This window comes from Microcoleus sp. F10-B2 (genome assembly GCF_036704965.1).
Classification (GTDB): Bacteria; Cyanobacteriota; Cyanobacteriia; order Cyanobacteriales; family Microcoleaceae; genus Microcoleus.
The window spans coordinates 17,565-30,174 of the sequence record NZ_JAUBTB010000086.1; the positions used below are offsets into that span (position 1 = coordinate 17,565).

General features: G+C 45.5%; 11 protein-coding genes. 7 read left to right on the forward strand and 4 right to left on the reverse strand.

The window, feature by feature from the left end; translation table 11 throughout:
* Window positions 1–138 precede the first annotated feature (138 nt).
* Window positions 139–2,061: a glutamine--fructose-6-phosphate transaminase (isomerizing) gene (gene glmS, locus QUA99_RS25830; protein ID WP_333241990.1), complete on the reverse strand. Its 1,923-nt coding sequence runs from the start codon at window positions 2,059–2,061 to the stop codon at window positions 139–141.
* A 160-nt stretch (window positions 2,062–2,221) separates the two neighbouring features.
* A complete protein-coding gene (gene psaC, locus QUA99_RS25835) occupies window positions 2,222–2,467 on the reverse strand; it encodes a photosystem I iron-sulfur center protein PsaC (protein ID WP_015175986.1) in 246 nt (81 codons plus the stop codon).
* Window positions 2,468–3,068: 601 nt separating this feature from the next.
* Here psaC and QUA99_RS25840 point away from each other — a divergent pair.
* A complete protein-coding gene (locus tag QUA99_RS25840) occupies window positions 3,069–3,365 on the forward strand; it encodes a hypothetical protein (protein ID WP_333241991.1) in 297 nt (98 codons plus the stop codon).
* Between the two features lie 6 nt (window positions 3,366–3,371).
* Here the strand turns inward: QUA99_RS25840 and QUA99_RS25845 are convergent, their stop codons facing one another.
* Window positions 3,372–4,577 carry a chloride channel protein gene (locus tag QUA99_RS25845; protein ID WP_333241993.1) on the reverse strand — a complete coding sequence of 402 codons (1,206 nt, stop codon included), beginning with the start codon at window positions 4,575–4,577 and terminating at the stop codon, window positions 3,372–3,374.
* Between the two features lie 338 nt (window positions 4,578–4,915).
* Window positions 4,916–5,821: a CoB--CoM heterodisulfide reductase iron-sulfur subunit B family protein gene (locus tag QUA99_RS25850; RefSeq protein WP_333241995.1), complete on the reverse strand. Its 906-nt coding sequence runs from the start codon at window positions 5,819–5,821 to the stop codon at window positions 4,916–4,918.
* Window positions 5,822–6,723: 902 nt separating this feature from the next.
* Here QUA99_RS25850 and QUA99_RS25855 point away from each other — a divergent pair.
* The 6 genes from QUA99_RS25855 to QUA99_RS25880 all read left to right on the forward strand — a co-directional run bounded on the left by QUA99_RS25855 (window position 6,724) and on the right by QUA99_RS25880 (window position 12,471).
* A complete protein-coding gene (locus QUA99_RS25855) occupies window positions 6,724–7,302 on the forward strand; it encodes a hypothetical protein (protein WP_333241997.1) in 579 nt (192 codons plus the stop codon).
* A 288-nt stretch (window positions 7,303–7,590) separates the two neighbouring features.
* Window positions 7,591–7,773, forward strand: coding sequence for a hypothetical protein (locus QUA99_RS25860; protein ID WP_333241999.1), 183 nt, complete (start codon window positions 7,591–7,593; stop codon window positions 7,771–7,773).
* 967 nt (window positions 7,774–8,740) lie between these two features.
* Window positions 8,741–8,995, forward strand: coding sequence for an acyl carrier protein (gene acpP, locus QUA99_RS25865; RefSeq protein WP_333242001.1), 255 nt, complete (start codon window positions 8,741–8,743; stop codon window positions 8,993–8,995).
* Window positions 8,996–9,092: 97 nt separating this feature from the next.
* Window positions 9,093–10,346: a beta-ketoacyl-ACP synthase II gene (gene fabF, locus QUA99_RS25870; RefSeq protein WP_333242002.1), complete on the forward strand. Its 1,254-nt coding sequence runs from the start codon at window positions 9,093–9,095 to the stop codon at window positions 10,344–10,346.
* Window positions 10,347–10,453: 107 nt separating this feature from the next.
* Window positions 10,454–11,761 (forward strand): AAA family ATPase, encoded by a 1,308-nt coding sequence (locus QUA99_RS25875; RefSeq protein ID WP_333242004.1) that lies wholly within the window; start codon window positions 10,454–10,456, stop codon window positions 11,759–11,761.
* Entirely contained in the window at window positions 11,749–12,471 is a 723-nt protein-coding gene (locus QUA99_RS25880) for a DUF4276 family protein (RefSeq protein ID WP_333242006.1), read from the forward strand. Before QUA99_RS25875 ends, QUA99_RS25880 begins: the two co-directional genes overlap by 13 nt.
* The last annotated feature ends 139 nt before the right edge of the window (window positions 12,472–12,610 follow it).

Sequence of the window (12,610 nt, forward strand, 5' to 3'; positions counted from 1 at the left end):
TCGGCGGTTAAAACCGCTTCTTGTAAAACGAAGTATGGCTCCGCAGACTAAAATATCAAGGGAGTATTTAAGTCTGATTCAGTAGAGTTCCTATAATTAATCCGTGTATCCGTGTCAAAATCCGTGTCGTGCTGTAGCTTATTCCACCGTCACCGACTTCGCCAAATTGCGCGGCTGATCCACATCCAAACCCCGACGCGCTGCAATGTGATAAGCCAACAATTGCAGTGGAATCACTGTCACAATCGGCGACAACAATTCATCCACCAAAGGCACTGGCAAAACATGGTCAAAAATATCGGCTTCCGTCGCACCTTGCTTGGGCGTAACGCCAATTAAACGGGCGTCGCGGGCCTTGGCTTCCTGAGCGTTGGAAAGCACTTTTTCGTAGACGCTTCCGGGCATGGCGATCGCCACTACAGGCACTTTTGCATCCAAAAGGGCGATCGGGCCGTGTTTCATCTCTCCCGCCGGATATCCTTCGGCGTGAATGTAGCTAATTTCCTTCAGTTTCAGCGCCCCTTCCAAAGCAATCGGAAAGTTAATTCCCCGTCCCAAAAAGATAAAATCTTGGGTGTCTGTAAACTGGTGGGACAATTCCTCCACATACTGTTCTTGAATCTCCAAAAACTTCTCAATTTCTGCCGGCAACTGGCGCAAACCAGTAATAATTTCTGCCAATCTCTCCGTGCTGATTGTTTGCCGCTGGTGCGCCAAATCCAAAGCTAAGAAATAGAATGCCATCAACTGAGTGACAAATGTTTTAGTTGCAGCAACGCCGACTTCTATACCGGCGTGGGTGTTGATTACCTGCGGCATCATGTGGGCGATCGAACTTTCAGTCCTGTTAGTAATGCCTAACATTCTCGCCCGGAATTTATCGGTAAAACCCGCGCGGCGCTGCTGTTCCATTCCCAAAGCAGCCAGCGTGTCCGCCGTTTCTCCCGACTGTGTTACTCCAATAGTTAAAGTATTTGCTGTCAGCGGTGCGGGCGCGTAGCGGTATTCAGAAGCGTACTGCACCGCAGTGGGAATATTAGCTAATTGTTCCAACAAATATTTGCCAATTAGCGAGGCGTGCCAGCTCGTTCCGCAGGCGAGAATTGAAATTTGTTCGACATCGGCGCAAAGTTCTTTGGGCAAGTTGAGATTGATGGGAGAGCGGGGATTTTCCTGCTGCCAATCGCTGTCTAAATAAGCCTCCAAACAAGCTCTGACTACGGCTGGCTGTTCGTAAATCTCCTTGTGCATGAAGTGTTTGAAGCCTTGTTTTTCGACTAAAACCGGACTCCAACCAAGGATGCGCGGGATCTTTTTCAGCCTTTCCCCTGCAAAGCTGTAAACTTCGACTCCCATCGGAGTTAGCCTTGCCAATTCGCCATTTTCCAACGACAAAACAGTGCGGGTGTGAGATACTAAGGCCGGCGTGTCGGAAGCGCAGAAAAATTCGCCTGCACCAAAGCCAATCACCAAAGGAGCTTGCTGTCTGGCAACAATTATTTCGTCGGGAAAATCGGCGCAAATAACGGCGATCGCAAAGGCTCCTTCTAACCGATTTACCACCTTGGCAACGACTTCCAAAAACGACAAATCAGCAATTTTTTCTGGTTTTTTCTCTTTTCCTTCTTCCTTCTCGCTTTTTATTTCGGCAAATAAATCAGCGATTAAATGAGGAATAACTTCTGTATCGGTATCCGAGACAAATTTATGTCCCTTTGCTTTCAATTCTTTTCGCAAATCGCGATAATTTTCGACAATTCCATTTTGAACTACCGCAATTCGCCCGCTATTATCCAGGTGAGGGTGAGCGTTATATTCCTCTGGTTTGCCGTGAGTTGCCCAGCGGGTGTGTCCGATACCGATGGGAGCCGGAGAGTCTATCTCTGCTAGCTTTTCCCGGAGGTTGTGCAATTTGCCCTTGGCTCGGATGCAGGTAATTTCTCCTTCCGAGATGGTAGCGAGGCCCGCTGAATCGTAGCCCCGGTATTCTAGTTTCTCCAATCCTGCTAGCAAAATCTCGCTTGCTGCTTGCGTGCCGATATAGCCAACGATTCCGCACATTTAACGTACTACTCCTGCTTAGCGATCGCAATAAAACTCACGTTTTATCATTTTTACCTTCTTCCGGCCCCAGAATGCAGATTCCGCGACAAAAAAAGAGGGGGCAATTTAATCGCCCCCTCTTTTGTGCCCCTAATTCGATCGGCGTGTCGATCGATTTTTAGTAAGCTAGACCCATACTGCGAGTGGTTTCTGCTCCCAGGTAAACCCGGATGCTCAGAAAATCGGTAGGGCAAGCAGTTTCGCACCGCTTGCAGCCTACACAGTCTTCGGTGCGGGGAGAGGAGGCAATCTGAGCTGCTTTGCAGCCATCCCAGGGCACCATCTCCAAAACGTCAGTCGGACAAGCGCGGACGCATTGAGTGCAGCCGATGCAAGTATCGTAAATTTTGACTGAATGAGACATTGAATAAAGGCTCCCAACGAGTCACTAAAAATTTGCTGCCTCTGCGAATTAACAGATTTGACGGTGAGGTGCCACCGCTATAGCCTGCACAGAGAATTAAAGGTTAGTCTACCGCAGTGCTTGGAAGCACTTCGCGAAAAAGCGACAAAACTTCACAGTTATTCACCCTGGGACTCTTATAGAACCCATTTGGGATTTATTCATTTGCCAACCGTTTGAGCATCAGCCTGATGAAATACAAATTGAGTTTCGCAGTGGCATAGATGAGAGTCTGCTCAAAGTTGTTGACCAAAATCTTACAGCCTTACATCCAAGGGTTTGACCGTTTAATCACGAGCGCGAGTTGCCACCACGACAAATCCAGTTTTCCCCTCTAGTGCCACTTTTTCGGCTTTCGTTAGTTTCCGTGCCAGTTTAAACCGGATCTGGGTCATAATCTGGAGATAGAGTTTTTACTTTCTCTGCGATGAGCCGAGCCTGGTGATACCCCTTGCCCTTGCAGAACGATCGTCTTCGGAATATTAACGAGCCCGAGTGTGAAAGTAATCGCAGTTGTGAATCAACATTTCAATCCAGCCACATTCATCGGACACACTGGTTTTTGTCTAATGGAGCTGAGATGTTGCACTACGATCGATCGCCCTCCTATGGGCGGGTTCTCCTGCCCACCCCACAAGAAAATGCACTTGTTGTGGAAAAGACATCTTGCCTGTTCTTAAGAATGGTGCAAGATGTGATATCGATCCAAAACGGCAAGCTGACTGCTATCAACTACCAGATGTTGTTTGATGCCCTTGGTGCATTTGTAATCACAAAATCTTTGAGACTCGACAATCGCAAACTCACGTATTTTTCATCGCTACACGGAGCTATTACAGGAATTATAGCCTTTGGTTAATCCACTTTATTTACGCTGTGAGCTAATGAAGGGAGCTCGGGGAGCCAAGAAAAAACCCACTAGACTCGCGAATAGAATCGGTGTAAAAGTGCTGAATCCTGTCAACTTGGCGAGTAGCAGAGTTGTACTAATTGGAGTTCTAGTAACTGTTGAATTCAGAGCAGCCATTACACAAATCATTGCCAGAGTCTCGTTGGATGCGGGATTAATTATAGCGATTGCCTTTCCTAAACAGGCTCCTATAAAAAACAGTGGGATGATAATCCCCCCCCGCCAGCCTCCATTTACGGTCGTACTAATAGCAAACACTTTAGCAATAACTAAAGTTAAGACAACTCCCAAAGAAAAGTTTCCCTCAACAATTTTTTCAATTTGATGTTCGCCAAAGAAACGAGAGAGCGGAAATAAAGCTGATAAAACGCCAAGTGCTAGCCCAGCTAAAGTAGTTCGCACATAGATTGGACTGCGTATTGAATCAAACAAGCGACCAACACTGCGAAATACAGCGATAAAAAACCACCCCATAATTGCCCCTACGATTCCATAAGCAATCGCTGCGGCAAAGTCATAAAGGCTGTCTACATTGTATTGAGGAAAATGCCAGGTAGGGCCAATTCCTAGCTGGGTAATTGCTACAAAGATGGTGTAACTTGCACAACTTGCCACTACCGCAGGCAATATTGCTTCAAAATACTCCACAACATTCTGATGATGCAGGATTTCTAAAGCAAAAAAAGTACCCCCCAATGGAGCGCCGAACAAAACTGTAAAACCCGATGCCATGCCAGCAATACTCAAAGTTCGTAGTGCCTCTCCGCGCAATTGAAAGCGATCGGCTAACCACGTACCAATTGAACCTGTTACTTGCACCATTGGTGCTTCTGGACCAGCACTGCCTCCACTTGCAATACTGATTAGCGACGACAGAATCATCGAAGGATTCTCCTTCATTGGTAATCGCCCACCATTGAGATGAATATTGTCAATAATCAACCCTATTTCGCCAGGATTTCCCAGCCAATGAATGAGCAAACCGATGAGCAAACCCGCAAGGGGCATGATGATTAGTAGAGAAAGTCCACTAAAATATTCAAATCCCAGCATTATGTAAGACAAAAATATCCAATAACTTGCACCAAACAAACCACAAATGATTCCTAGCATTGCCCATAGGAATACCGAACGTGTGAGATTTACTGGGTTTCGTTTCATTGTTTACTCCTTGTCTCTAACTAGGAAGTTAGGAAGTCTTAAAAACTATTTTGTATAATAGTATACTGTTTTTTGTCTGTATCTTCTATTCACTCAAAAATGTATGAGCCCGATCGAGCTTTCGGCTCGCGGGCTCTGTATAATTCCGATCTAACCGGATTTGATTTGAGAAAAAACTCAAGTCTTTATGCCAATTTCCCAAAATTGTGCAACAGTTGTAAGGATTTGTTGTTTGATATTTTGGCTTGTAGCAAGGATTTGGGTGAAGTAGCCCCTCTACCAACTGTTGCAAACTTTTTGATAATTAGTATTGCTGCAAAGCGGTGCAAATCGATCGGCTAAAAGCCTAATTTTTCTAAGACGGGCTTAGTTGAAACAATATGTCGATCGAGCCCTAGTTTTTTCGGTTCCACACCCAAAGCCAAAGCCACCAATTGCGGTAAATGGAGTACAGGCAAACCCAACTTGCGCCCGATTACTTTTTCTACCTCCGGCTGTCGCGAATCCAAATTTAAGTGACATAGAGGACAAGGCGTTACCATACAATCAGCGCCATTGTCAATAGCATCTTGAATATGTTTGCCTGCCATCTGAAAAGATTGGTTAGTGGCATAACTCGCCAACGGCCAGCCGCAGCACTGCGTCCGCCCTCGATAATAAACCGGAGTTGCCCCGATCGCCCGAAATACATTTTCCATCGATTCCGGTTGGTGCGGGTCATCGTAAAGCAGCTTATCCTGAGCTCGCAGCAGGTAGCACCCGTAAAAAGACGCGCACTTCAAACCCGAAAGCTTGCGGGTGACTCGCTTCTGCACGTTCTCCAGCCCGTAATCGGCAACGATCGCCCACAGCAGATGTTTCACCTCGGTACTGCCTTGATAAGGCGAACAGCCTTGTTTTTCCAGTAAACCGTTGACTTTTTCTATGTAGTTAGGATCGGTTTTCTGAGATTCCTTGAGGCGATCGTCCACATGACCGATTACCCCTTGACAAGTGCTGCAATGCGTCAGCAAAGGCAGATTCAGTTCCTCAGCCAAAGCAATATTGCGGGCGTTGACGGTATCTTCCAGTAACTGCGAATCTTCCTTGAAAGTGCCAGAACCGCAGCAGGAAGCTTTTTTGAGTTCCACCAGTTCGATGCCCAAGGCTTGAGTCAGGGCTTGGGTAGAAAGGTAAAGTTCGCGGGCTGCCCCTTGGGCGACGCAACCGGGAAAATAAGCATATTTGAGATTTGGGGATGGCATAATTGTTTCTGCTGAGGAGACAAGGCAAGGGACAACAAAGGAGGGCGATCGAAGTTGGGATGCTTCCTGCTTCGTTTACCCTCTCCATATCCTTACCTAGTTTTAGACAATTATTATCGATGAGGACGCAGTTTTCAGGTTGGTGGCGGGGCGATCGCGCTAATCTGCTTAAGGCGCTTTTGGAAAAATTGGATCGCTGATGGTTCGTCTAGACACTGGAAGCAATCGCACCGTCAAAGTTATGTATCTGCGATTACTGCTGGGTAAGCAAAAGTGAGTTACTAAGTTTGTCAGTTCGGAATGGCGAAGGGCGATCGCACTAGCATAAGTAATTGTTAGGCGATCGAGCATAACACATCGTTACAGCCGACCCATTAGAGTGTTATGATTCAAGAGTAAATAAGCCAAGGTGGCTGAACTAAACCGTTAGCTTGCTGGGTGATCGGTGCGACTGTACTTCAATGCTGTCGGTAGTTGCAAAATCATCGGGTTCCAGACATAGCGGTAGTTTAGGATACTGCTTTTCATCTCAGCCAAGATGTCAAATCATGCAGTCGGGTCAAGCACAATTCCCCCAAACCGTCACAATTTACAAAGCTCCTCAAAAAGAGCAAGGGCAAAAGTTACTGGAGGAGGGGTTTCAACCCACTGATTTCTCCTACAGTTCTCCCTACCTTGATGGGAGTTGCTACTTTGCTGGTCCAAATGACAGAAGTATTGCCGAGGAGTTCAATCAAAACTTTAAGAAGGCGTTCTTGAAGTTTTGATGCTCGGGCAAGCTACGATCGAGATTTCAAAACGCTTGAGTATCGCTAGGATAAAAATGACGATTGTGAGCGGATTGAGGTAGTCCTTACCGGCCGATACTTCCTAAATATGAATGATTTGGAGGGAATTCAATAATGTTAAACTCAATAATGTTCGACTGGCAACAGTTAGCCCAGATCGAAGATCTAAAAGAGTATTTTGAAACTGATTTTCACGGATTTAGTAAACAGATCGAGCATCATCTTCATGAATTGCAGGAAATCGAATCAATAGAGCTTGATAAACTAGCAATTATACGAGCTCTAGAAGTTACAAATGGTTGCATTCAATGGGGATTTAGAAGAAAAGATGAGGGATGCTTATCAGTAGAACAGACCCGTGAATGCATGGACAAGGTAATTGGATTTATGAAAGATAAAAAAATCGATCTCCCAAGTGGAGAGTCTATTCATTTTACTCCACCCATTCAACAATTGATGGGTGAGACACGTAAGCTTTACCAAGATGCATTCAAAAAAAATATTCCTGATAAAGATAAAGAATTCTATGCCTATTCCACGGCTCTGTTCTTAGTATGTGGTCCCTCCCGTTTGAATGCTGCAATTGAATTAGTAAAACAGGAGTTTGAATCTCTGTTTACAACGTACTATATCGAAAAAGGTCGCAATTATATTGCCCCATATATGGAGGCGCTTCTTCCTGAAAATCCATGAAATGAGGGGAATCATCCACAATTGATGGACAAAGTGCAATCTCCGATTTTGTAAGTTGAGTTGATGTTAAGCTGTCTAACAATTCGCTTGGAGCGGACTGGCGAAAGTCACTGGTGTAGGTGCAATGGTTTTGACAGCCCCTCAAGCACACCCTTAGGCGGAACAGAACGCTCTTGTTAAATTTGTCGTTTTTCAGCCGAGATTAAGCAAGCAAAGATGGTTGGCTCCGTTGTTGAGTCCAGAGAAGTTATTGGCGATCGCGAAACATAAGTAATTGTGAAGCGATCGGTGTATAACATATCATTGGATCTGACAAAAAGTGATATTTTGGTGTTGAGATCGAGGCGATCGTTTGCCGCTCAATTCAGCCGTTATGTGTTACTGCGAATAGGGAACGAATATGAAGAAGGTTTTTATCGCAAGCGCATCCGGGAAACTCGGGCAGTACATGGTGCAGCAGGCGCTGGATAGGGGCTAAGAGGTGGTTGGTGTTTGTCGGCAACGGCGCAGGCTGTCCTCGACCACGCACGCCCGGCGGCGCGCCTCATATTCTCCTGCGGCTGGCACATTACCCGGGACGGCAAAGACCTGTACTGGCGGACCTTCAAATCGGTCGTGAAGGCTGTCGGATGGCTCGCGCGACTGCTTCGCGTCAGCGACCTCGACGACCAACCAGGTGGAGGCGTGCAGGCGGGTGTTTGCGAGCAACACCCTGTGGACTGCCGTGCGCGGAAGCAACCTGGAAGAAGGGGAGAGCCAATGCCTACCCATATGGAGCGGGTATGTAGGGAGTCCCGTCTTCGCCAGCAACATCACGCGGCGCCTGGACTTTGCCCTCTTTATGGTCGCGGCCTTTGAGAACGACGAACTAATCCGCCAGGCCTCGGCGATAGTCGGCGGCAGAACGCCATCGGCGCTCGCAATCAAGACGGAAGCTAGAGATTGAGAAAACGAATTCTCAAGAAGCACATAACAAGCCGTTCCAGCGGACACGCCTGACGGTGCGTCGCTTAACTCCATCGTTATACAGATGCGATACTTCCATTGAGTCCGTTAAGCGGAGCTCAGTGCGATCGCAAGTAGGAAAGCAAGACGGATCGAATGCGTTTGGGCGTTGCTGTTGAGAATTTCTAGAGGACAAGCAGTCACTAGGGCGCGATTTCTTGCAGGTAGTCATTCAATCAGTCCGGGACGCAAAAATTGCTTTGCAACACTATTCGTAGCGGTAAGGTACGGTGTGCACCGCCACATAGAGTTTAGGCATCCAGGACTATTCAAATAGCGATCGCCACCCCACAACAGTCTTTAATTTAACACCAATGGCCCACGGCCCCATTGCCTGCACAGAGGGTCAGTTAGAAAAGTGGCAACCCTTTTTCCTGAAGATCCCCCTTTCGGATAAGATTAGATACGCAGCAACCAATGAGGACACGATGTTATGAGCCAAGACGACATTTTTGCTAAAGTCCAGAAAATTGTGGCAGAGCAACTGGAAGTCGATAAGAGCGAAGTCAAGCCCGAAGCCAACTTTGCTAACGATTTAGGAGCAGATTCCTTAGATACAGTAGAACTGGTCATGGCCTTGGAAGAAGAGTTTGATATTGAAATTCCCGACGAAGCAGCCGAAGGAATTACTACGGTTCAAGCTTCTGTAGATTTCATCAACAGCCAACTGGCAGCTAAAAAATCATAAAATACCTGTCTTTTCCCCTAAGAGGAGAGAAGTTAGAAAACTGAAAACTCCTCTTTTGTTCTGCGTTCTGGGTGTTTAATTTTTTGAAACTGAAATCATGACAAATTTAGAGCGTAAGCGCGTTGTTATCACGGGTCTCGGCGCGATTACACCGATCGGCAATACCTTGTCCGAGTATTGGGACGGGTTGCTTGCCGGGAAGAATGGTATAGGCCCGATCACCTTATTCGACCCGTCGCGGCACGACTGTCGCATTGCCGGAGAGGTGAAGGGTTACGACCCACACGACTATTTAGAGCGCAAGGAAGCAAAGCGGATGGATCGCTTTGCTCAGTTTGGAGTGTCAGCGAGCAAACAGGCTCTTGCTGATGCGAAGTTGGAGATTAATGACCTGAACGCAGAACAGGTGGGTGTCATTCTTGGCACTGGCATTGGTGGCTTAAAGGTTTTGGAAGATCAGCAAGAGATCTATCTGACTCGCGGCCCCGATCGGTGCAGCCCGTTTATGATTCCCATGATGATTGCGAATATGGCCGCAGGCCTGACAGCAATTCAAACGGGCGCTAAGGGGCCAAACTCTTGCACGGTGACTGCCTGCGCTGCCGGGTCAAATGCGGTGGGCGATGCGTTTCGCTTAGTTCAGGGGGGTTACGCGCAAGCGATGATTTGCGGCGGTACGGAAGCTGCGGTGACACCTTTGTGCGTGGCTGGTTTTGCTGCGGCCAGGGCGCTTTCGACTCGCAACGATGACCCGACTCATGCTTGCCGTCCGTTCGATCGCGATCGTGATGGTTTTGTGGTTGGCGAAGGTGCCGGTATTCTGATTCTAGAAGAAATGGAACACGCGATCGCCCGCGGCGCTCGGATTTACGCGGAAATCGTCGGCTACGGTTTAACTTGCGATGCCTACCACATGACTTCCCCGGTACCGGGGGGGAACGGTGCATCGCGGGCAATGGCTTTAGCGCTCAAAGATGGCGGTTTGACACCGGATATGGTGAGCTATATCAACGCTCACGGCACGAGCACGCTTCCCAACGATTCGACGGAAACGAAGGCGATTAAAAAGACTTTGGGAGACAGCGCTTACAAAGTGGCAATCAGTTCTACCAAGTCGATGACGGGCCATCTTTTGGGCGGTTCTGGGGGCATTGAAGCGGTGGCTGCGGTAATGTCGATCGCCAACGACAAAATCCCGCCGACAATTAATCTGGAAAATCCCGATCCCGAGTGCGATTTAGACTATGTTCCTCATACAAGCCGCGATCTAAAAGTTGATGTGGCTTTGTCTAATTCTTTTGGATTTGGCGGCCACAACGTGACTCTGGCATTCAAGAAGTTTGTTCGGTAACGGGTAATCCAAAATCGAGAGTTAAAAGGTAAAAAATTAATTTTTTACCTTTGTAGGGTAGGCATCTTGCCTGCCCTAACTTTCTGAAGTATAATCGGAGCGATCGTATGAATCAACCAATTATTCGATTTTTGACAACCAAGAATTATAAAAATATACAGTTAGATCCATCTGTAAATTTAAACAACCTTAATATATTTATCGGCTCAAACGGTTCAGGCAAAAGCAATTTTATCAGTTGTTTGAAATTTTTAAAAGATTGCCTAATAGCTATTCCCGACGAAAATCGGGGCGTGAGTAGTTTTGAGGATGCTATTTCTAAATTTGGTGGCGATAAAATCTTAGATGTCAATGTTGAAAGTCCGGCAAAGGTCAGTATAGCTTGCTGTTTTTCGCGAATTAACCAAACTGGTAATCTTCAAAAAGACAGCGCAATTCTTGATTTCAAACTTTATACCGATCGACAAAAAGTAAGGGCGAGCATCTCTGAAGAATATCTATATGGTGGAGAAGATTTGCAGGAAACTTGCAGCAGGCAACCTTTCTATTACTATAAATTGCATAACAAAGAATTAGGGCAAGGACTTTTATCTGTTTACAATTCTCCCGGTCAAGAGCAAACTCATTTTGAAGCTTTAGATAACATTCCTACAAATTCTTTGGGTTTGTTGACAATTCCGACACTGCTTGAATATACTTTCTTACCACCAGAAATTACACCTGTTTACAAAATTAGAAGACAATTAATTGAATTTATTTCAAAATGGCAATTTTATAATGCCAACAACATGAACTTGAGTTTAATTAGAACCGCAGAACCTAAAATAGGTGGCAGTGATATTTACCTATCTGCTTCGGGAGATAATCTGCCTTTAGTCTTGTACAATTTAAACCAAAAATCTATCAATTTTGAAGATAGCATTAACGAGGCAATGAAGTCCATCCTGCCAAAAACTCGTCGCCTTAGAGCTTTACCTTCTGGTCGCCTATCTCTCACTGTAGAATGGTATTTTGAAGGTATTGATGATGAAGCATTTTACCTAAATGAAATGTCGGATGGAACTGTCAGGATGCTTTGTTGGGCAACTATATTACATTCTCCACTTCTTCCTTCTTTGATAGTCATTGATGAACCTGAATTAGGATTGCACGTCTCGTGGATGCCAATTTTAGCTGAGTGGATTAAAAAAGCTGCCACCAGAACTCAGATAATTATTACCACGCATAGTCCCGACCTTTTAGATCACTTTACCGATCGTTTAGAGAATGTTCTTTGTTTTTATCCCGAAAACAGAACGTATTTCTCAGTCAAATCTCTTTCAAAAGAACTGCTGAAGCCAAAACTTGAAGAGGGATGGCAATTGGGCGACTTATACCGTGTTGGCGATCCAAGTATTGGAGGATGGCCGTGGTAGTGTGGGTTTTCTCTGGTGGCGGTGAGGCTGAGGTTAGAGGATTCTTTCCTTTTTTAGAAAAAACTTTTCCGGGCTGTAGATTTGAACGAAAAACACCAGTTCGTCAAAAACCTGGCCCTAAAGCTAATAAGGCAAGTAGTTACGGCAGAACAGGTAAAAGTTTAATCGAACAAATCAAGCAAGAATTGCCTATTGCCTTAAAAGCAGAACCAAATAAATGCGACTTAATTTTAGTTTTCGATGATTTAGATTGTCGTGATTCTCAGATACAAAAATCAAAAATATTGACAGAGTTATCAAAAATACCAGAATGTGCTGACATCGAAAAAATTGTTGGGTTTGCCGCGCCGGAAATCGAAGCTTGGGTTATTGCTGATTGGGATAATTCAATAGCTAAACATTCCGATTTTAGAGGGCGACATGAACGAATGCGTTGGTGGCTGAGTAAAGAAAAAAATGTTCGGTTTACTATTCCAGAATCGTTTAGTGAATATGATTCTGATAAAGATAGCTGCCGAGAAAAGCTATCAGAGGTATTAATTGCTTCAACAATTGTTGAACATGAGAGTAATTTCGATAAAGCACGCTTTTCTAAAGGAGTTCATACTCCTTTGCTATTGAGAGAAATCGATCCGAATGAAGTTCAAAAAAAATGTCCGTTATTTCGCGAACTCTATAACTATCTTAATGATTTTTGTCGTTGTCCATAAAGTATCAGATAAAAATTTATTTAGGTCAACTGTAAGCCAATTTTTGCAAAGCATTAGTAGTGTTAAACGGAACTTACCCCGCACATAAGATTCATTTCTTCTGAAACCATTACAGGGCAAGACTTTCCTGGAGCGGGAA